Below are 20294 nucleotides of genomic sequence, written 5' to 3'. Positions count from 1 at the left end.
TCGTCCTGGCAATAAAAAGCCCACCGCGAGGGTGGGCTTCAGGGGCATCAGAGGGTGGCGATGCGCTGCCGCTGGTCCACCAGCTTGGCCAAGGCCTGTTCGGCCTCGGCCAGTTTGGCGCGTTCCTTTTCCAGGACCTCGGCGGGCGCCTTGGCGACGAAGCCTTCGTTGCCCAGCTTGCCGCCGACGCGCTTGACCTCGCCTTCCAGGCGGCCGATCTCCTTGTCCAGGCGCGTCAGTTCCGCGTCCTTGTCGATCAGGCCGGCCATGGGCACCAGCACTTCCATCTCGCCGACCAGGGTGGTGGCGGACATCGGCGCTTCTTCACCGGCGGCCAGCACGCGGACCGATTCCAGCTTGGCCAGCTTGTTCAGCAGCGGCTCGAAATCGGCCAGGCGGCGCTGGTCCTCGGCACTGGCGTTGGCGACGATGATGTCGATGCGCTTGGCCATGGAGATCTTCATCTCGCCGCGGATCTGCCGCACGCCCAGCATCAGCGCCTTGACCCACTCGATGTCGCCTTCGGCGGCGGCATCGATGCGCGCCTCGTTGGCCACCGGCCAGGGTTGCAGCATCAGGGTCTCGCCCTGGACGCCGGCCGGCGCCTTGAGGCGCTGCCAGATTTCTTCGGTGATGAAGGGCATGAAGGGGTGCGCCAGGCGCAGCACCACTTCCAGCACCCGCGCCAGGGTGCGGCGGGTGCCGCGCTGGCGTTCGAGGGAGGCGTTCTCGTCCCACAGCACCGGCTTGACCAGCTCTAGGTACCAGGCGCAGTACTCGTCCCAGACGAATTCGTAGAGCGCCTGGGTGGCCAGGTCGAAGCGGAAGGCGTCGAGCTGACGGGTCACCTCGGCCTCGGTGCGCTGCAGCTGGGAGATGATCCAGCGGTCCACCGAGGACAGCTCGACGGGTTCGTCGTTGACGCCGGTGTCCTGGCCCTCGACGTTCTCCATGACGAAGTTCGCCGCGTTCCACAGCTTGTTGCAGAAGTTGCGATAGCCCTCGACGCGACCCATGTCGAACTTGATGTCGCGGCCGGTGGTGGCCAGGGAGCAGAAGGTGAATCTCAGGGCGTCGGTGCCGTAGCTGGCGATGCCGTCCGGGAATTCGGCGCGGGTCTGCTTGGCGATCTTTTCGGCCAGCTTGGGCTGCATCAGGCCGCTGGTGCGCTTCTGCAGCAGGGTGTCCAGGTCGATGCCGTCGACGATGTCCAGCGGATCGAGCACGTTGCCCTTGGACTTGGACATCTTCTGGCCCTGGCCGTCGCGCACCAGGCCGTGGACGTAGACGGTCTTGAACGGGATCTGCCCGGTCAGGTGGGTGGATAGCATGATCATCCGGGCGACCCAGAAGAAGATGATGTCGAAGCCGGTGACCAGCACGTCGGTGGGGTGGAAGGTCTTGAGCGCCTCGGTCTGCTCGGGCCAGCCGAGGGTGGAGAAGGTCCACAGGCCGGAGCTGAACCAGGTGTCCAGCACGTCGTCGTCCTGGCGCAGGGCGATGTCACCCAGGTCGTGCTTGGCGCGCACCTCGGCCTCGTCGCGACCGACATAGACGTTGCCGGCCTGGTCGTACCAGGCGGGAATGCGGTGGCCCCACCAGAGCTGGCGGCTGATGCACCAGTCCTGGATGTCGCGCATCCAGCTGAAGTACATGTTCTCGTACTGCTTGGGCACGAATTGCACCTCGCCGCTCTCGACCACGGCGATGGCCTTGTCGGCCAGGGGCTTGGTGGAGACGTACCACTGGTCGGTCAGCCAGGGCTCGATCACGGTGCCGGAGCGGTCGCCCTTGGGTACCTTGAGCGCGTGGTCCTCGATCTTTTCCAGGCGGCCGGCGGCGTCCAGGTCGGCGACGATGCGCTTGCGCGCCTCGAAGCGGTCCAAACCGGCGTAGGCGGCGGGGAGGGTGGCGTCGAACATGCCGTTGACGCTGCCGTCCAGATTGAACACCTGGGCGCCGGGCAGCACCGCGGCGTCGGCGTCGAAGACATTGATCAGCGGCAGGTTGTGTCGCTTGCCGACTTCATAGTCGTTGAAGTCATGGGCCGGGGTGATCTTGACGCAGCCGGTGCCGAACTCCGGGTCGCAGTAGTCGTCGCCGACGATGGGAATGCGCCGGCCCACCAGGGGCAGCTCGACGTACTGGCCAATCAGGTCCTTGTAGCGCGGGTCTTCCGGGTGCACGGCCACGGCGGCGTCACCCAGCAGGGTCTCGGGACGGGTGGTGGCGACCACCAGATGGTCCATGCCCTCGGCGGTACGGGCGCCATCGGCCAGCGGATAGCGCAGGTGCCAGAGGTGACCCTTCTCGTCATGGCTTTCCACTTCCAGGTCGGAAATGGCGGTGTGCAGCTTGGTGTCCCAGTTGACCAGGCGTTTGCCGCGATAGATCAGGCCGTCCTCGTGCAGGCGTACGAAGGCTTCCTTGACCGCCTCGGAGAGGCCGTCGTCCATGGTGAAGCGCTCGCGCGACCAGTCCACCGAGGAACCCAGGCGGCGGATCTGCCGGCTGATGTTGCCGCCGGATTCGTTCTTCCATTCCCAGACCTTCTCGAGGAATTTCTCCCGGCCCAGGTCATGGCGCGACAGGCCCTCGGCGCCGATGCGGCGCTCCACCAGCATCTGGGTGGCGATGCCGGCGTGGTCGGTGCCCGGCTGCCAGAGGGTGTTGCGACCCTGCATGCGGCGGAAGCGGATCAGGGCGTCCATGATGGCGTTGTTGAAGCCATGGCCCATGTGCAGGCTGCCGGTCACGTTCGGCGGCGGGATCATGATGGTGTAGGGCTCGCCCGACCCCTGGGGCGCGAAATAGCCCTGGCGTTCCCAGGTCTGGTACCAGGAGGTTTCGATGGCGTGCGGCTGGTAGGTCTTGTCCATGGAGGGGGCTTTTGTCGCTGGAAGAGGAAAGCCTCCGAGTATAGCGACTCCGGCCCGCCGACGGCAGGGCGCCTTGGCGCCCCGGGCTCAGGGACGCTGCAGCAATTCTTCCAGGCGCTGCTGCAGGCGGCGCTGCAGTTCGGCTTCCAGGCGCGGCAACTGCTCGTCGAGCAGTTCCTGGAGGATGGCCGGCGCCTCCTGGCGCAGACGCACCTGGGCCAGGTCTTCGTGGGGCGCGCTGGGCGTCGCGTCCTCGATGACGTCCGGCACGATCTGGTCGAGCAGCGGTGGGATGGCCTTGAGCCGCTCGGCGCTGGGGGCGATGACGTCGGAGAGGATGGGGATGCCATCGACGCTGCTCGGATGGACCGCGCTGCGGCTCTTGTCGAGCACCTGGCGGATGGCTTCGAGGTCTTGCAGGACGTGCGCGGGAGGCTTGGTGCTGGTCATGAAATCAGACACGTGACAGCTGATGGTCCTGTAGAGCATAGCCAAGCTTGCGGTAGAAGCGAAAACCTTCGCGCATCGCCTGGCGCACTTCGGGGGCTTCGACGACCACTTCGGCGATCCGGGCGAAACCCGCATGGCAGGGCGGCGGGGCCAGGCTGAGGTTGATCAGCAGCTCGCCTTGCTGCTCGGCGGGCGTGGTCAGGCCCAGCACCACGGGGCTGTCGCTGGCATTCTCCGCCAGATCGTGGGGAACGAAGCTGTCGGGACGGAACGCCCACAGCTGCTCGTCCAGGCGCTGGCGCTGCTCGGCGTCGGCGCAGTGCACATAGACCAGCATGCCCTGCTTCCAGGCCTTGTCCACCAGCCGACAGGCGAAGGCCAGCCGCGCCGCGGGATCGGTGGAAGGCAGAACATAGAAGTCGACACGGGTCATGGCGGATCACGAAGAAGGGGAGGGAAGCGACAAGGCCGCGACGCAGGGGCGTCGCGGCCTCTATAGGCGTTAGCACGTGTTCAAAGTCTCGCGAGCTAGAGCCAAACAAGGCGAAAAGACCTGAGGAAGCGGAGTTTACAAAACGTAAATGAGCATTCCGAAGGTCTTTTCAACGCCGTTTGGCCGACGCGCAGCAGACTTTGAACAGGTGCTTAGGCCTCGGCGGTGCGGTCGAGCAGGTACTGCACCAGCAGCGGGACCGGGCGACCGGTGGCGGCCTTGTCCTTGCCACCGCTGATCCAGGCGGTGCCGGCCACGTCCAGGTGGACCCAGGGATAGGCCTTGGCATAGCGCGCCAGGAAGCAGCCGGCGGTGATGGTGCCGGCCTTGGGGCCGCCGATGTTGGCCATGTCGGCGAAGGGGCTGTCCAGCTGCTCCTGGTACTCGTCGTGCAACGGCAGTTGCCAGACGCGGTCGTCGGCGCGATCGCCGGCCTGCTTGACCTGGTCGATCAGGGCGTCATTGTTGCCCATCAGGCCCGAGACCAGCGAACCCAGGGCGGTGATGCAGGCCCCGGTGAGGGTGGCGATGTCGATCACCGCCTTGGGCTGGAAGCGCTCGGCGTAGGTGAGGGTGTCGCACAGCACCAGGCGGCCTTCGGCGTCGGTGTTGAGGATCTCGATGGTCTGGCCGCTCATGCTGGTGACGATGTCACCCGGACGGGTGGCGGTGCCGCTGGGCATGTTCTCGGCCAGGGCCAGGAGGCCGACCACGTTGATCGCCGGCTTGAGTTCCATGAGGGCGCGGAAGGTGCCCAGGACGCTCGCGGCGCCGCACATGTCGTACTTCATCTCGTCCATGCCGGCGCTGGGCTTGATGCTGATGCCGCCGGTGTCGAAGGTGATGCCCTTGCCGACCAGGGTGTAGGGCTGGGCACTCTTGGCGCCGCCCTTGTACTGCAGCACCACCAGGCGCGGCGGCTGGGCGCTGCCCTGGGCCACGGCGAGGAAGGAGCCCATGCCCAGTTCGCGCATCTTCTTCTCGTCGAGCACCTCGACGGAGAGCTCGGCGTCCTTGAACTGCTTGCCCAGGGCCTTGGCCTGATCGGCCACATAGACCGGGTTGCAGACGTTCGGCGGCAGGTTGCCGAAGTCCTTGGCGTAGGCGGTGCCGTGGGTGATCGCCAGGGCATGGGCCAGGGCGCGCTCGGCTTCCGGCTGGGAGGCCTTGGTGGTGACCAGGGTCAGCTTCTTCAGCGGCCGCGGCTCGGCCTTCTTGCTCTTGAAGCGATCGAAGACGTAGTCGCCATCGGCCAGGGTCTCGGCCAGCAGGCGCAGGCGGGCATAGCCGTCGCGATTCTTGACCGGCACATCGCCGAGGACGATGGCGGCGTCGCTGCCGCCCAGGCTCTTGAGCACGCCCAGGGCGCCGCTGGCCAGCTTGCGGTACTGGCGGTCGGAAAGCCCTTCACTGGCGCCGCTACCCACCAGCAGCACGCGCTCGGCCTTGATGCCGGGCAGATTGGTCAGCAGCAGGGTCTGGCCGGCCTTGCCGGCGATGTCGCCGCGCTTGACCGCCGCGCTCAGGGCGCCGGAGGTGGCGGCGTCCACGGCGCTGGCCGCTGCGTCGAGCGCACCGCCTTCACCGACGGCCACGACCAGCGTGGCGGTTTTCAGGGTTTCCGGACGAGCGTTTTTGACGACGAATTCCATTAGGAGAAGCTCCCCAAGACAAACACATGAGTTCGCAGGATATAATGCGGGGCTTTCGCCAGGGCCTTTCCCGGCGATCGGCCTTCAACGGGTGGGCCTTGCAACGCAAGCCATGCAGCCGAGCTAGTGTGAGCGTTCGCGCCAGAGCCTGACAACCCTGGAGAATCCTGTTTGATCGTCTTCCGCTATCTGTCTCGAGAAGTTCTCACCACCCTCGGTGCGGTCAGTGCCGTGCTGCTGGTGATCATCATGAGCGGCCGCTTCATCAAGTACCTGGCCCAGGCGGCCCAGGGCCTGCTGGATCCGGGCGTGCTGCTGCTCATCATGGCCTATCGCATCCCCGGCTTCCTGCAGCTGATCCTGCCGCTGGGCCTGTTTCTCGGCTTCCTGCTGGCCTATGGTCGGCTGTACTTGGACAGCGAGATGACCGTGCTCACCGCCACTGGCATGAGTCCGCGCCGCCTGCTGGCCTACAGCATGGCCCCGGCCGCGGTGGTCGCCCTGATCGTCGCCTGGCTGAGTCTGTCGCTGGCGCCCTTGGGCGTGCAGAAGGTCACCACCATCCTCAACCAGCAGGATGCCATGACCGAGTTCGACACCCTCGAACCGGGTCGCTTCCAGTCCCTGAGAGACAACTCGCGGGTCACCTACACCGAGCGCCTGTCGGCGGATCGCAGCCAGCTGGGCGGGGTCTTCATCTCCGAGCGCAACACCTCCACCGCCGGCGGCAAGGACCGTGGCGTGGGCGTGCTGGTGGCCGACACCGGCCGGCAGGAAATCCACCCGGACGGCAGTCGCTACCTGATCCTGCAGAACGGCTTCCGCTACGACGGCGTGCCGGGCCAGGCCGACTACCGCGCGGTGCAGTACGACACCTACGGTGTGCTCCTGCCCAAGCCCGCGGTCAGCGAGGACATCAGCGAGCGTGATGCCGTGACCACCGGCGAGCTGATGCGCAGCAACGACCTGCAGTACCGCGGCGAGCTGCAGTGGCGGCTGTCGCTGCCGATCCTGGTCTTCATCGTCACCCTCATCGCCGTGCCCCTGGCCAAGGTCAATCCGCGCCAGGGCCGCTTCCTCAAGCTGCTGCCAGCGATCCTGCTGTACATGGCCTATCTGTCGCTGCTGATCGCCGCCCGTGGCGCCCTGGACAAGGGCCGCCTGCCGCCGGCCATCGGGCTGTGGGGCGTGCACCTGCTGTTCCTGGTACTTGGCCTGCTGCTGGCCTTCTGGGAACCGCTCAAGGCGCGTCTGCGCGGTCACAAGCCGGAGGTGGCGGCATGAACAAGCTCGACTGGTACATAGGTCGCACCGTCTTCGTCAGCATCCTCGCGGTACTGGGGGTGATCGTAGGTCTGGCCCTGCTGTTCGCCTTCATCGACCAGCTCGGCGACTTCGACGACAACTACGGCGTGGCCGAGGCGCTCAAGTTCGTCCTGCTCACCACGCCGCGCCGGGCCTACGAGATGCTGCCAATGGCCGCACTCATCGGCTGCCTGATCGGCCTGGGAACCCTGGCCAGCAGCAGCGAGCTGATCGTGATGCGTGCCGCCGGCGTCTCCCTGGGGCGCATCGTCTGGGCGGTGATGAAGCCGATGTTCGTGCTGCTCATCGCCGGCATCCTGATCGGCGAGTACCTGGCGCCCTGGTCGGAAAACCTGGCGCAGAGCGGGCGGGCCCTGGCCCAGAGCGCCGGCAAGGCACAGAGTTCGCGCCACGGTCTCTGGCATCGTCAGGGACACGAATACACTCACGTCAACGCGGTGCAGCCCAATGGCCTGCTCCTGGGCGTGACGCGCTACGAATTCGACGACAATCGCCACCTGCTGCAATCCAGCTTCGCCCAGCGCGGCATCTATCGCGGCGATCACTGGGAGCTGGAAAACGTCAGCATCACCGACTTCGGCAATCGCCAGACCAGCGTGCGCCAGGAGCCCAAGGTCACCTGGAACGTCGAGCTGACCCCGCAGGTGCTCGACACCGTGATCATGGAGCCGGACGCGCTGTCGATCTCCGGGCTGTGGTGGTACATCCACTACCTGGCCGATCAGGGGCTGAGCAACAAAAGCTACTGGCTGGCGTTCTGGTCGAAGATCTTCCAGCCGCTGGTGACCGCCGCCCTGGTGCTGATGGCGATCTCCTTCATCTTCGGCCCGCTGCGCTCGGTGACCCTGGGACAGCGGATCTTCACCGGGGTGATCATCGGCTTCGCCCTGCGGATCTTCCAGGATCTGCTGGGGCCGTCCAGCCTGGTGTTCGGCTTCTCGCCGCTGCTGGCCGTGCTGGCACCGGCGCTGCTCTGCGCCGTGGCCGGGGTGCTGTTGCTGCGCCGGGCCGGCTAGGGCCCGGCGGCGCTGTCCGCTAGGCGGCGCCTTTGCTCACGACCGGTTGCGGCTGCAGCCAGCCGGCGTGGGCTTCGCAGAAGCTCAGGATTCGCTGCACGCGGCGGATCTGATCCCGATGGCGGCATTCGCCCACCACGGTACGCACCAGCAGATCGACGTTCTGCATGTGGATCAGGCGCAGATCCGCGCTCATGTCGGGGCAGGCTTCCATCTCGTCCATGCGCGTCTCGCAACGCGAGAGCAGGCGCTCGATGAAGGCGGTGGAGAAGCGAGCGGGGGTCTGGGCCGTTTCCAGGTCCTTGACCGCCACCTGGGAGAGAGGGGAGAGCGTTTCCATGCGCAAGATCTCGCGTCCGTATCGATGTCTTACTATTGCATGCTTTGCCCTCGGGTTTCAGCTGCCGGTTGTCAGCTGGCTATTCGGTCGTTTGCCGGGCTCGGCGCGGATGTCCGGGCGTTTTGACGCCACCTCGAGCAGCGCTGACCGCGCCTCAAGATAAGACTGCTTCTGCTGCAGATCGGCCGGATGATCGATGGTGAGTCCGGCCAGATAGCGCTGCCAGGCGGCCAGGTAGGCCTTCTGCGCATTGCGCAGCAGGCGATCTTGGCCGGTGGGTAACTGGCCCGTAGCCTGCTTTTCTTCGGCAGCGGCCTGGGTCTGGCAGCTGTTCAGCCGCTGGCGAAAGTCCGCCAAGCGCCCCAGCTCGCCCGCCAGGCGGGCGTTGTTGCCGTGCAGCACCAGCAATTCGCAGCCATAGAGCGCACTGTGCAACCGGGCCTGCAGGGTCCAGCTGGGCGAGCGATCCAGGTCGATCGCTGCACCGGCTGGCTGGGCCGGTTGCTGTACGGCGCAGCCTTGCAGTCCAAGCAACAGGACGATCAGCAGTGGTGCGGTTCGCCTCATACCTAGCCCTCGCTAAACAGATCGAGAATGCGAGCCTACTGGTAGCGTTCCCATTCGTGATACTTGTCCATCAGGTAATTCCCGACCGGCTGCCGCTTCTGGCAGTCCTCACCGCTCAGCGGACTCGGCTCGCAGATCGGGCCGGCATCACTGTAGTGACTGCAGCCGGACAGTAGCAGTGCGAGGCCAAGCAATATCCATTTCAACTTCAACAGGCATCCTTCCTCATGATGAAAGCGGGAGTGGGGTGATCAAGAGCGTGCCTGATCAACGGGGCGGCGCATTCGTAAAGGTACAGAAGGCGCAGCGAGTGGAGACCCTCCAAGGCTGCGTATCTCGCAAATTCGGCCAATCTGTATGAATTGACCGTCTTGCTGCCCGGGTACCATACCCCTCCTGTCCTGATAGAGGCCGTCATGCAACTGAGCGACATTCCATTCGGAATCACTGATTGGTCGACAATCGAACCTGTAGTCCATGCGGGAACGACCGGCTCGGCTGTTTGGCGTACCTGCCAGTTTGGGGCAATACGAGTCCGCATGGTCGAGTACAGTGAGAGTTACCTTGCCGATCACTGGTGCAGCAAGGGGCACATCCTGCTGTGCCTGGACGGTCGATTGGATACCGAGCTGGTCGATGGTCGCGTCTTCACCTTGACCGCTGGCATGAGCTACCAAGTGGCCGACAATGCCGAGGCCCACAGATCCTCTACCGCGATTGGCGCCAGATTATTCATCGTGGACTGAGGCTCGTCTCGAGGCCGCAACCCGGGCGCCCCAGGCACAAAAAAACCGCCTCAAGGGGCGGTTTCTTCGGCCTCCAGCCAACACGGAGAAGGCCTGGAAGGTACAGCTTGGTGCCCCGGGGGAGACTCGAACTCCCACTCCTTTCGGAAACGGATTTTGAATCCGCCGCGTCTACCGGTTCCGCCACCGGGGCAATGGCGGCGGAGTATAGGGACGCGGGCAGGCCCGGTCAATCCAAAGTGCGTTGGTGAAAAAGGCCGCTTCCGGTAAGCTGTGCGGCCTTTCGAGATCTACCTGCCATGCACGTCGCCGACTTCCATTTCGACCTCCCCGAATCCCTCATCGCCCGTCATCCGCTGGCCGAGCGCCGCGGCAGTCGATTGCTGGTGCTCGACGGCCCCAGCGGTGAGCTCAGTCATTGCCATTTCGCCGATCTGCTGGGCTATCTGCGGCCCGGCGACCTGATGGTGTTCAACGACACCCGGGTGATCCCGGCGCGGCTGTTCGGCCAGAAGGCCAGTGGCGGCAAGCTGGAGATCCTGGTGGAGCGGGTGCTGGACGAGGAGCGGGTGCTGGCCCATGTGCGGTCCAGCAAGTCGCCCAAACCGGGCGGCCGCATCCTCATCGACGGCGGCGCCGAGGCCGAGATGGTGGCGCGCCACGAGGCGCTGTTCGAGCTGAAATTCGCCGAGCCGGTGCTGCCGCTGCTGGAGCGGGTCGGCCACATGCCGCTGCCGCCCTATATCGACCGGCCCGACGAAGCCGAGGATCGCGAGCGCTACCAGACCGTCTATGCGCGCAATGCCGGCGCCGTGGCCGCGCCCACCGCCGGACTGCACTTCGACGAGCCGCTGCTGGAGGCCATCCGCGCCAAGGGCGTGGCGACCGCCTTCGTCACCCTGCACGTCGGTGCCGGCACCTTCCAGCCGGTGCGGGTGGAAAGGATCGAAGACCACCACATGCACCGCGAGTGGCTGCAGGTCGACCAGGCCGTGGTGGATGCCGTGGCCGCCTGCCGCGCCCGGGGTGGCCGGGTGATCGCCGTCGGCACCACCAGCGTGCGTTCGCTGGAAAGCGCCGCCCGTGACGGCGAGCTCAAGGCCTTCGCCGGCGAGACGGACATCTTTCTCTATCCCGGTCGGCCCTTCCACGTGGTCGATGCGCTGGTGACCAACTTCCACCTGCCCGAGTCGACCCTGCTGATGCTGGTGTCGGCCTTTGCCGGTTACCGCGAGACCATGGCCGCCTATGCCACGGCCGTGGCCGAGGGCTATCGCTTCTTCAGTTATGGCGACGCCATGTTCATCACCCGCAATCCCGGGGCCCAGGGCCCGGAGAGCTGATATGAGTTTCATGAATTTCGAATTGCTGGCCACCGAGGGCAAGGCCCGTCGCGGTCGCCTGACCTTTCCCCGCGGCGTGGTCGAGACCCCGGCCTTCATGCCGGTCGGTACCTACGGCACGGTCAAGGGCATGCTGCCCGACAGCGTCGCCGACATCGGTGCCCAGATCATCCTCGGCAACACCTTCCATCTCTGGCTGCGCCCGGGGACCGAGGTGATCCAGCGCCACGGCGACCTGCACGACTTCATGCAGTGGCAGGGACCGATCCTCACCGATTCCGGCGGCTTCCAGGTGTTCAGCCTGGGCGCGCTGCGCAAGATCAAGGAGGAGGGCGTCTACTTCGCCTCGCCGGTGGACGGTGCCAAGGTCTTCATGGGGCCCGAGGAATCCATGGCGGTGCAACGCGCCCTGGGCTCGGACATCGTGATGATCTTCGACGAGTGCACCCCTTATCCGGCGGACTTCGACACCGCGCGCCGCTCCATGGAGCTGTCGCTGCGCTGGGCCAAGCGCTCCCGCGAAGCCCATGGCGACAACCCCTCGGCGCTGTTCGGCATCGTCCAGGGCGGCATGCACGAAGAGCTGCGCCTGAGGTCCCTGGAGGGCCTGGAAGGCATCGGCTTCGACGGCTACGCCATCGGCGGCCTGTCGGTGGGCGAGCCCAAGGAAGAGATGATCCGGGTACTGGACTTCCTGCCGCCGCACCTGCCGGCCGACAAGCCGCGCTACCTGATGGGCGTGGGCAAGCCGGAAGACCTGGTGGAAGGCGTGCGCCGTGGCGTCGACATGTTCGACTGCGTGATGCCCACCCGCAATGCCCGCAACGGCCACCTGTTCATCGACACCGGTGTCCTCAAGCTGCGCAATGCCGTGCACCGTCACGACGAGACGCCACTGGATCCTACCTGCGACTGTTACACCTGCAAACATTTCTCCCGGGCCTATCTGCACCATCTGGATAAATGCGGGGAAATGCTGGGGAGTATGCTGAATACGATCCACAACCTGCGGTATTACCAGCGCGTGATGGCCGGTTTGCGCCAGGCTATCCAAGAGGGTAAATTGGCCGACTTTGTGGACGCCTTCTATGCTCGGCGCGGCCTGCCTACGCCGCCGCTCGACAGCTGAAAGCCCCTGTCCGATCGCCCTGGCGAAACGGCGCTCGCGCGTCCTTCGTCGGGGGCGTGAGCAGGGTCTCGAGGCGGTCGGAACGGCGGCGAGCGACCCCCGGCATCTCTTCTTTTTCCGTCATCCAACTCTGCAAGGAGTAGTGCAATGAGTTTTCTGATTTCCACGGCCCAGGCCCAGGAAGCTGCCGCGCCGGCCGCCAACGCTGCACCGGGAGGTGAATACATTCAGTTCATCTTCCTGATCGGCTTCGTGGTGATCTTCTATTTCCTGATCTGGCGTCCCCAGGCCAAGCGCACCAAGGATCACAAGAACCTGATCGGCGGCCTGCAGAAGGGTGACGAAGTGGTGACCACCGGTGGCATCGCCGGTCGCATCAACAAGGTCACCGACGAGTTCGTGGTGCTGGAAGTGTCCGACAACGTCGAGCTCAAGTTCCAGAAGGGCGCCATTGCCGCGACCCTGCCGAAGGGCACCCTGAAGGCCCTCTGAGTCTTCCTCAATCTAGCTAATATCGGGGCGCGCAAGGCGCCCCGCCTTTATCTCGGGCGGTGTCATGCTCAACAAATATCCCCTCTGGAAGTACCTGCTGATCCTGGCCGTACTGGTCGTGGGCGTCATCTATTCGGTTCCTAATCTGTACCCCGACGATCCGGCCCTGCAGATCAGCGCTTCCAGCACCGAACGCACGGTGACCCCTGCCGATGTGCAGCGGGTGAACGCGGCTCTGGCGCAGGCGCAACTCGCCGTGAAATCCAGCGACGTCAACGAGAGCGGCAGCCGGGTGCTGATCCGCCTGATGCGCGCCGACGATCAGCTGCCGGCCCAGGAAGTGGTCCGCCGCACCCTTGGCGACGACTTCGTGGTCGCCCTGAACCTGGCGCCCACCACCCCGCAGTGGCTGCGCAAGCTCGGTGCCAGCCCCATGAAGCTGGGCCTGGACCTGTCCGGTGGTGTGCACTTCCTGCTGGCTGTGGACATGGACAAGGCCGTGGACGCGCGCCTGAAGGTCTATGACAACGAGGTCAAGACTCTGCTGCGTCGCGAGAAGGTGCGCTATCGCAGCATGCCCGACCAGAACGGCGCCCTGCAGCTGGGCTTCACCGATGCCGCCGATCTGCAGCAGGCGCAGAGCCTGATCCGCAAGAACTACACCGATTTCGAGCTGACCACCGACACCCGTGGTGACCTGCAGGTGCTGCGTCTGCAGCTGACCGAGGCCAAGCTGCGCGAGATCCGCAACTATGCCGTCACCCAGAACCTGACCACGGTGCGCAACCGGGTCAACGAACTGGGCGTGGCCGAGCCGCTGGTGCAGCGCCAGGGCGCCGACCGCATCGTGGTCGAGCTGCCGGGCGTGCAGGACACCGCCGAAGCCAAACGCATCCTCGGCAAGACCGCCAACCTGGAATTCCGCCTGGCCGCCACCGCGGACACCCCGCGCGCCTCCACCGAGAGCTTCGAATTCCGCGAGCCTGGTCGTCCGGCGGTACCGCTGGAGCGTAACGTCATCATCACCGGTGACCAGGTCACCGACGCCTCGGCCAGCTTCGACGAGAACGGCCGGCCCCAGGTCAACATCCGCCTGGATGGCCATGGCGGCGATCTGATCAACCGCGCCACCCGCAGCAACGTCGGCCGCAGCATGGCCGTGGTGTTCATCGAGCAGCGCCCGGTCACCCGCTACACCACCCAGACCGTGGACGGCGTACAGAAGGAAGTGGCGGTGCCCGGCTTCGAGGAGGAGCGGCGCATCATCAGCCTGGCGACCATTCAGTCGGCCCTGGGCAACAGCTTCCGCATCACCGGCCTGAACGGCTCGGGCGAGGCCTCGGAACTGGCGCTGCTGCTGCGTGCCGGTGGCCTGGCCGCACCCATGTACTTCGCCGAGGAGCGTACCCTCGGCCCGAGCCTGGGTGCCGACAACATCGAGAAGGGTATCGATGCCTCGCTGTGGGGCATGGTCTTCGTCTCGCTGTTCCTGATCGCCATCTACCGCTTCTTCGGCCTGCTGGCTACCATCGCCCTGGGCTTCAACATGGTGCTGCTGATGGCCTTGATGTCCATCCTGCATGCCACCCTGACCCTGCCGGGCATCGCCGGTATCGTCCTGACCATGGGTCAGGCGGTGGACGCCAACGTGCTGATCTTCTCGCGGATCCGCGAAGAGATCGCCAACGGCATGCCGATCCAGCGCGCCATCCATGAGGGCTTCAGTCGCGCCTTCACGGCGATCCTGGACTCCAACCTGACGACCCTGCTGGTGGGCGCCATCCTGTTCGCCATGGGCACCGGGCCGGTCAAGGGCTTCGCCGTGACCATGTCGCTGGGTATCTTCACCTCCCTGTTCACCGCCATCTTCGTGACCCGTGCCATGGTCAACCTGATTTATGGCGGCCGGAACGTCAAGAAGCTGTGGATTTGAGGACGCGGCGATGAAAAAGACCATCAACTTCATGGGCGTACGCAATATCGCGTTCGCCATCACCGCGCTCCTGACCGTTCTGGCGCTGTTCAGCTGGTTCTACAAGGGGCTGAACTTCGGCCTGGATTTCACCGGCGGTACCCTGATCGAGCTGCGCTACGAGCAGCCCGCCGACCTCGGCAAGATCCGTCAGGAGTTGCAGGGCGCCGGCTTCGAGGAGGCGGTGGTGCAGAGCTTCGGCGCCACCACCGATGTCCTGGTCCGGATGCCGGGTGACAACCCGCAGCTGGGCCAGCAGGTGACCAGCGCGTTGCAGAAGGCGAGCACCGAGCGCTTCTCCCTGACCCGTACCGAGTTCGTCGGTCCGCAGGTGGGCGAGGAACTGCGTGACCAGGGCGGCCTGGGCATGCTGCTGGCCCTGGGTAGCGTGCTGGTCTACGTGGCCTTCCGCTTCCAGTGGAAGTTCGCCGTGGGCGCGATCATTTCGCTGGTGCACGACGTGGTGGTGACCCTGGGCCTGCTGTCGTTCTTCCAGATCACCTTCGACCTGACGGTGCTGGCGGCGGTCCTGGCCATCATCGGCTACTCGCTCAACGACACCATCGTGGTGTTCGACCGGGTGCGGGAGAACTTCCGGGTACTGCGCAAGGCCAGTCTGATCGAGAACATCAACGTCTCGACCACCCAGACCCTGCTGCGCACCCTGGCCACCTCGATCTCGACCCTGCTGGCCGTGGCGGCGCTGCTGTTCTTTGGCGGCGACAACCTGTTCGGCTTCTCCCTGGCGCTGTTCATCGGCGTGCTGGCCGGTACCTACTCGTCGATCTATATCGCCAACGTGGTGCTGATCTGGCTGGACCTGAAGAGCGAGGACCTGATTCCCCCGCAAGCCAAGGAACTCGACGACCGTCCCTGATGTCCCAGGCATGGCAAAGGGCCAGGTGCCCGCTATGACAGAGTAGTCAGGAGGTTGTAGTGAACAAGTCGATGCTCGTAGGTACGGTTCTGGGAGCCATCGTCGCCACCGCTGGTGGCGCCGTGGCGTACAGTTTCGTCGACCGCGGGCCTCAGTACGCCGAGGTCGTCGCCGTCCAGCCGGTCAAGGAAACGGTCAAGACCCCGCGCGAGGTCTGCAAGGAGGTCGCGGTGACGCATCGGCGGCCTGTTCAGGACCAACACCAGATCGCCGGGACCGCCGTAGGCGCGGTCGTCGGCGGTCTGCTGGGCAACCAGGTCGGCAACGGCAGCGGCAAGACCCTGGCGACCATCGCCGGTGCCGTGGGCGGTGGTTACGCCGGCAACAAGGGTCAGGAATACATGCAGAACCGCGACACCTACACCACCACCCAGACCCGCTGCAGCACGGTCAACGACAGCAGCGACAAGGTGGTCGGCTATGACGTCAAATACCTGCTGGATGGCAAGATCGGCCAGGTCCGCATGGACCACGAGCCGGGCAAGCAACTGGAAGTGAAGAACGGCCAGGTACTGGCCAGCCAGTGATTCGCGTGACCGGCTGAAGCCCCAGGGCTGCAGCCAACAAAAAACCCGCTGCCAGGTGACTGGCAGCGGGTTTTTTTATTGGCTCTTGCGCGGTGATCCGAAAGCTCTGCCGCGCCGGCCAGGGCGCGCAGGGCGCCCTGGCCGGTGTCGTCATTTAGACGGCGGGGCGGGGGGTTTCTGCTTTGGGCCGAAGCCACCGCCGGGCGGAGATCCACGCCGGCGCCTCGAACAGACCGTTGATGCCGCGGGCTTCCAGCAGCTTGGCGATGGCCACCGGCACCAGGATGCCGAAGGCGCAACCGGCGACGATGTGCAGCAGGCCGTCGTTGATGTGCAGGCCCTTGCTCAGGACGATGCGGGCGCCACTGCCGCTGAGCACGTGCATCACGTAGATGGGCATCGACAGCGCGCCCAGGGTCAGCACCCATTGCAGCGGCCGCTGCGCCAGCACCATGCAGAGGCTGCTGACGAAGACGATGCCGTTCAGCGCCAGCACCAGGGTGGCCAGGCCACGATCGGTGTAGACCAGGCCCAGCAGGCCGTGGAACCAGTATTCGAGCACCACGAACAGCAGACCCGAACCCAGCATCACGCGACCGGCCTGTTCCTCGATGGCCTGCTTGAAGTTGTTGAACCAGACGCCGAAGGCGAAGAACACGAAGTTCTGCGCGGTAAAGGTGAAGAAGAAGTCTTCCGGGCCGGCGTTCTGGAACAGATAGACCAGGGCGCCAAAGGCGAACACGGCGAAGAAGGCCAGCGGCTTGGCCCAGCGATAGGCGAGCATGGCCAGGCAGAACACCAGGAACAGCGCATAGAGGAACCAGAACTGCTGGCGTGGCTCCCAGACCGTCAGGACTTCGCTGAAGCTGACGCCGCCATTGGTGTAGCGCGACATCAGCGCCTCCACCGAGCCCTGCAGCAGCGACCAGACCAGGAAGGGATAGACGATGGTGTCGATCTTGTTCACCAGCAGGCCGCCGGTGCCGCGCTTGATGAAGGAGCTGTAGAAGAACAGGCCGGACAGGAAGAAGAACAGCGGCATGTGGAAGCTGTAGATGACGCTGTCCACCAGGCCGTGGAATTCGGCGTCCTGCAGGATGCCGGCGTTGAGCAGGCCGCGGACGACATGGCCGTAGACGACCAGCACGATGCCTATGGCCTTGGCATAGTCGACCCAGAGATTGCGAGTGTTCATTGAATGATCCTTTTCAAAAGAGAACCTGTGCAGCTGAAGCCAAAGCACTGGGGCAAACGAAAGCGGGAACGCTGCGGCGCCAGGGCGCGCGTTGCGACAGGTTCGGTCATGGTAGGACTCCCGAAGGAACGACGTCCGTAAGTAGCCGGTTACAGGAAGGGGCTCCTTGCCCGCGTTCTGACCGTGGCTATCTGCCATTGTTCATGGCTTGTTTCCGGCCATACGTGAACGGGGCAACACTTTGATGGCCAAAGGCCCAATTGTCCGACGAGCTGTAACCGGATGTTTAGAGAGAGTCTTTGACGAACTGCAGCTGCTTCTCCTTGAGCAGGGGCTCGTAGCGCGGCGAGGTATAGATCAGCAGGACCTGCTTCTTGCGTGCCGCCTGGGCGCTGAACTTGTAGACGACGGTGTCGTGGTCGAAGGCCAGATAGGCCTGGGCGTCGTCGTCCTGGGTCAGGCGCTCGAAGGCGGCGGCCGACGACTGGGAAGAGGGCTTGCCGTATTTCTGGGTGAGGCCTTCGGCGATCAGGAAGGACTGCGCCAGGGGCGTGACGATGGACAGGCGCAGGAAGCGGCCATCGATGAAGAAGGCGCCGGCCTCGACCTTTTCACCGGCGAAGGTCAGGTCGGTGCATTCGAAATACTCGACGCCAACGACGTCGATCTTGCGCGGCTGGAAGGTGCAGAGCTTTCTCGCCAGAAAGGCTTTCTGCTCGGTGCCGAAGGCGATCCCGGCGTAGCCGTCGACGGCCTGAGCCAGCGCCGGGACAAGCGCCAGTAGCGCCAACAGGGGCGCGCGCAGAGGCGACAGGTAGGACCTGGCGGTCATGGTGATCCGGATTCCCTTCACGAAGGCCCTTGGGCCCACTCAACCCGACGGATGCTAAGAGCTCCGCCGGGGCTTTGCCACCGCTGTCGACGGCTTTTGTCGAGAGGTTCAGGGTTGGCGTCAGGCGATGCCGGGCGGAATCTGGTCCTTGCCGTAATCCTTGAGCTTTTCCAGATTTTCCGGCTTCTGGTGCTCGGGGACGTCGTCGCCGTCGGCGGGGGTGTCCAGGGGTTCCTGATCGCGGGTGTCTTCGCTCATGGCAGCGCTCTCGGCAGGGGATGTCCGACTTTGAGGGGGGCGCCGACCCGGCGGTTCCGCAGCGTCAGGCGCTGCCGTCGTCGCTGAGCCAGCCTTCGCGGTGGGCCAGGCGCCAGGCGAGCAGGGCGGAGATCAGGCCGCGCAGCGCCATGAAGGCAAGAAAGGCCAGCCACAGGCCGTGGTTACCGAGGCCGCGCAGCAGCCAGCCGAGCGGCAGCGCCAGCAACAGGGCCAGCAGCATCGAGTTGCGCATCTCCCGGGCGCGGGTGGCGCCGATGAAGAGGCCGTCCAGCAGGTAGCTGACCATGGCGATCAGCGGCAGCACGGCCAGATAGGGCAGGTAGGCGTGAGCCGCCTCGCGTACCGCGACGATGTCGCTCTGCAGGGCGATGAACAGATCGCCGCCGAGGGCGAAGGCCAGGGCGAAGCCGAGGCTGGCCAGCAGTGACCAGCCACCGGCGATCACCAGCACCCGGCGCAGGGTGGCGCCCTCGTGGGCGCCCAGGGCATGGCCGGCCAGGGCCTCCACCGCATGGGCGAGGCCGTCGAGGGCGAAGGCGGTGACCAGCAGGCCATTGAGCAGCAGGGCGTTGACCGCCACCGTGGTCTCGCCCAGCTGGGCGCCCTGGGCGGCGAACAGCAGGAACACCGCCTGCAGCGCCAGGGAGCGGATGAAGATGTCGCGATTGACCGCCAGCAGCGGCCGCCAGCTGGCGAGGCGGCGCAGCGCCGGGCGATCGATCCGGCCGGGCCACAGCCGCAGGCGGCGCAGCACCAGCCAGAGGCCGAGCAGCATGCCGCTCCATTCCGCCAGCACCGAGGCCAGGGCGATGCCTTGCACCCCGGCGCCGAGACCCAGCACGAAGCCGGTTACCAGCAGCAGGTTCAGGGCATTGGTGGTGAGCAGCAGCACCAGCGGCGTGCGCGCATCCTGGGTGCCGAGCAGCCAGCCGATTACCGCGTAGCTGAGCAGCGCCGCGGGCAGGCCGAGCAGGCGCAGGTGCAGGAAGCGCGCGGCCAGGTCGGCGAAGGCGGGATCCAGGCCGAGCCAGGCAAGCAGCGGTTCCAGCGCCAGGCTGGCGGCCAGCAGCAGGAGCAGCGACAGACCCAGCCCGAGCAGGCCGGCCTGCAGGAGGATCTGGCGCAGAGCGGCGCCGTCGCGGCGGCCGCTGGCCTGGGCGGCGAAGCCGGTGGTGCCCATGCGCAGGAAGCCGAGGATGCCCAGCAGGGCGGTGTAGAAGGCGCCGCCCATGGCCACCGCGGCGAGCTGACGGGCTTCGGGCAGATGACCGGCGATGGCGCTGTCGACCAGGGTCACCAGCGGCACGCTGAGATTGGACAGGATCATCGGCGCGGCCAGGGCCCAGACGCGGCGGTGCAGCAGGGGGTGACGCCAGTCGGCAAGCAGGGTGGACATGGGCTAATCGCAGCGGCGGCGGAGGGGGCATTGTAGGCCAGCCGGCCCGGGTGGTCCTCCGCCGCAGCGCCTGCGGGGATCAGTCCAGTTGGCCGCCGCCTTCGCGCAGGTCCGCCCGGGTGGTCGCCGCGCAGGTGAGCGCCAGGCGCAGACCGGCGATCAGGGTCTCCAGGGCCATGGACGGCGCGCCGGGCTGAGCGGCGGCCTGGGCCGGCAGATAGGGGATATGGATGAAGCCGCCGCGTACCCCGCTGCCCTGCAGGCGATGCTGCAGGCCGTAGAAGACGTGGTTGCAGACGAAGGTACCGGCGGTCTGGGACACCGCCGCGGGAATGCCGGCGTCGCGCAGGACCCGGGTCATGGCCTTGATCGGCAGGGTGCTGAAATAGGCCGCCGGGCCATCGGCCACCACCGGCTCGTCGATGGGCTGGCGTCCGGCGTTGTCGGGGATGCGGGCGTCGTCGACGTTGATGGCGATGCGCTCCAGCGACAGCTCGGCCCGCCCGCCGGCCTGGCCGACCGCCACCACCAGGGTCGGGCGATGGCGCTCGAGCAGCTCATCCAGCACCCGGAGCGCGGTGCCGAATTCGGTCGGCAGCTGCGCCGCGACCACCGGCAGATCGCCGAGGCACTCGCCATCCAGCCGGCGCACGGCTTCCCAGGAGGGGTTGAGGGTCTCGCCGCCAAAGGGCGCGAAGCCGGTGAGCAACAGGGTCATGGGAT

20 protein-coding genes and 1 tRNA gene are annotated in these 20294 nt (G+C 65.9%); 9 read left to right on the top strand and 12 right to left on the bottom strand.

Going from position 1 to position 20294, the window contains the following annotated elements; all coding sequences use genetic code 11:
* Positions 1-47: 47 nt before the first annotated feature.
* The 4 genes from POR01S_RS13250 to POR01S_RS13235 form a co-directional block, all read right to left on the bottom strand.
* The gene (locus tag POR01S_RS13250) at positions 48-2879 is read right to left on the bottom strand and encodes a valine--tRNA ligase (protein ID WP_042136334.1); all 2832 of its coding nucleotides are present in this window, start codon (positions 2877-2879) and stop codon (positions 48-50) included.
* An 87-nt stretch (positions 2880-2966) separates the two neighbouring features.
* Positions 2967-3329, bottom strand: coding sequence for a hypothetical protein (locus POR01S_RS13245; RefSeq protein ID WP_042136331.1), 363 nt, complete (start codon positions 3327-3329; stop codon positions 2967-2969).
* Between the two features lie 4 nt (positions 3330-3333).
* The gene (locus POR01S_RS13240) at positions 3334-3762 is read right to left on the bottom strand and encodes a DNA polymerase III subunit chi (protein ID WP_042136329.1); all 429 of its coding nucleotides are present in this window, start codon (positions 3760-3762) and stop codon (positions 3334-3336) included.
* Positions 3763-3974: 212 nt separating this feature from the next.
* A complete protein-coding gene (locus POR01S_RS13235; protein WP_042136326.1) occupies positions 3975-5474 on the bottom strand; it encodes a leucyl aminopeptidase in 1500 nt (499 codons plus the stop codon).
* Positions 5475-5645: 171 nt separating this feature from the next.
* On the opposite strand from POR01S_RS13235, the gene lptF reads away from it, so the two are divergent.
* Together lptF and lptG are read left to right on the top strand one after the other, a co-directional pair.
* Positions 5646-6758: an LPS export ABC transporter permease LptF gene (lptF, locus tag POR01S_RS13230; RefSeq protein ID WP_027602457.1), complete on the top strand. Its 1113-nt coding sequence runs from the start codon at positions 5646-5648 to the stop codon at positions 6756-6758.
* Positions 6755-7816, top strand: a complete 1062-nt coding sequence (gene lptG, locus POR01S_RS13225) for an LPS export ABC transporter permease LptG (protein ID WP_042136324.1) — start codon at positions 6755-6757, stop codon at positions 7814-7816. The genes lptF and lptG overlap by 4 nt, the downstream gene beginning before the upstream one ends.
* A 19-nt stretch (positions 7817-7835) precedes the next feature.
* Here the strand turns inward: lptG and POR01S_RS13220 are convergent, their stop codons facing one another.
* Both POR01S_RS13220 and POR01S_RS13215 read right to left on the bottom strand, forming a co-directional pair.
* Positions 7836-8156: a hypothetical protein gene (locus POR01S_RS13220; protein WP_007162970.1), complete on the bottom strand. Its 321-nt coding sequence runs from the start codon at positions 8154-8156 to the stop codon at positions 7836-7838.
* A gap of 57 nt (positions 8157-8213) precedes the next feature.
* Entirely contained in the window at positions 8214-8723 is a 510-nt protein-coding gene (locus POR01S_RS13215) for a hypothetical protein (RefSeq protein WP_042136322.1), read from the bottom strand.
* A gap of 416 nt (positions 8724-9139) precedes the next feature.
* Between POR01S_RS13215 and POR01S_RS13205 the strand changes: the two genes are divergently transcribed.
* Entirely contained in the window at positions 9140-9469 is a 330-nt protein-coding gene (locus tag POR01S_RS13205) for a DHCW motif cupin fold protein (protein ID WP_027602459.1), read from the top strand.
* A gap of 108 nt (positions 9470-9577) precedes the next feature.
* Here POR01S_RS13205 and POR01S_RS13200 read toward each other — a convergent pair.
* Positions 9578-9662, bottom strand: a tRNA-Leu gene (locus tag POR01S_RS13200).
* Between the two features lie 106 nt (positions 9663-9768).
* Here POR01S_RS13200 and queA point away from each other — a divergent pair.
* From queA to POR01S_RS13170, 6 genes are all read left to right on the top strand, one after another.
* A complete protein-coding gene (queA, locus tag POR01S_RS13195; RefSeq protein ID WP_027602460.1) occupies positions 9769-10812 on the top strand; it encodes a tRNA preQ1(34) S-adenosylmethionine ribosyltransferase-isomerase QueA in 1044 nt (347 codons plus the stop codon).
* 10 nt (positions 10813-10822) lie between these two features.
* A complete protein-coding gene (gene tgt / locus POR01S_RS13190; RefSeq protein WP_007162952.1) occupies positions 10823-11941 on the top strand; it encodes a tRNA guanosine(34) transglycosylase Tgt in 1119 nt (372 codons plus the stop codon).
* Positions 11942-12088: 147 nt separating this feature from the next.
* Entirely contained in the window at positions 12089-12433 is a 345-nt protein-coding gene (yajC, locus tag POR01S_RS13185; RefSeq protein WP_007162951.1) for a preprotein translocase subunit YajC, read from the top strand.
* Between the two features lie 64 nt (positions 12434-12497).
* Entirely contained in the window at positions 12498-14366 is a 1869-nt protein-coding gene (gene secD, locus POR01S_RS13180) for a protein translocase subunit SecD (protein ID WP_027597225.1), read from the top strand.
* Positions 14367-14376: 10 nt separating this feature from the next.
* On the top strand, positions 14377-15282 hold the full coding sequence (gene secF, locus POR01S_RS13175; RefSeq protein WP_027597224.1) for a protein translocase subunit SecF: 906 nt from the start codon (positions 14377-14379) through the stop codon (positions 15280-15282).
* A 59-nt stretch (positions 15283-15341) separates the two neighbouring features.
* Positions 15342-15869 (top strand): glycine zipper 2TM domain-containing protein, encoded by a 528-nt coding sequence (locus POR01S_RS13170; protein WP_007162948.1) that lies wholly within the window; start codon positions 15342-15344, stop codon positions 15867-15869.
* A 154-nt stretch (positions 15870-16023) separates the two neighbouring features.
* On the opposite strand, the gene POR01S_RS13165 is transcribed toward POR01S_RS13170, so the two are convergent.
* The 5 genes from POR01S_RS13165 to pcp all read right to left on the bottom strand — a co-directional run bounded on the left by POR01S_RS13165 (position 16024) and on the right by pcp (position 20289).
* A complete protein-coding gene (locus tag POR01S_RS13165) occupies positions 16024-17064 on the bottom strand; it encodes an acyltransferase family protein (protein ID WP_027597223.1) in 1041 nt (346 codons plus the stop codon).
* 286 nt (positions 17065-17350) lie between these two features.
* A complete protein-coding gene (locus POR01S_RS13160) occupies positions 17351-17896 on the bottom strand; it encodes an HI_1492 family protein (RefSeq protein ID WP_042136318.1) in 546 nt (181 codons plus the stop codon).
* 120 nt (positions 17897-18016) lie between these two features.
* A complete protein-coding gene (locus POR01S_RS23845; protein ID WP_007159685.1) occupies positions 18017-18154 on the bottom strand; it encodes a hypothetical protein in 138 nt (45 codons plus the stop codon).
* A gap of 64 nt (positions 18155-18218) precedes the next feature.
* Positions 18219-19571, bottom strand: a complete 1353-nt coding sequence (locus POR01S_RS13155) for an MATE family efflux transporter (protein WP_042136316.1) — start codon at positions 19569-19571, stop codon at positions 18219-18221.
* A 79-nt stretch (positions 19572-19650) separates the two neighbouring features.
* Positions 19651-20289: a pyroglutamyl-peptidase I gene (gene pcp, locus POR01S_RS13150; RefSeq protein WP_042136313.1), complete on the bottom strand. Its 639-nt coding sequence runs from the start codon at positions 20287-20289 to the stop codon at positions 19651-19653.
* Positions 20290-20294 lie beyond the last annotated feature (5 nt).

The sequence above is a fragment of the Pseudomonas oryzihabitans NBRC 102199 genome, from assembly GCF_000730625.1.
Lineage (GTDB): Bacteria > Pseudomonadota > Gammaproteobacteria > Pseudomonadales > Pseudomonadaceae > Chryseomonas > Chryseomonas oryzihabitans.
Note: the sequence above shows the minus strand (reverse complement) of the source record. Positions and strands in the feature narration are given on the sequence as shown.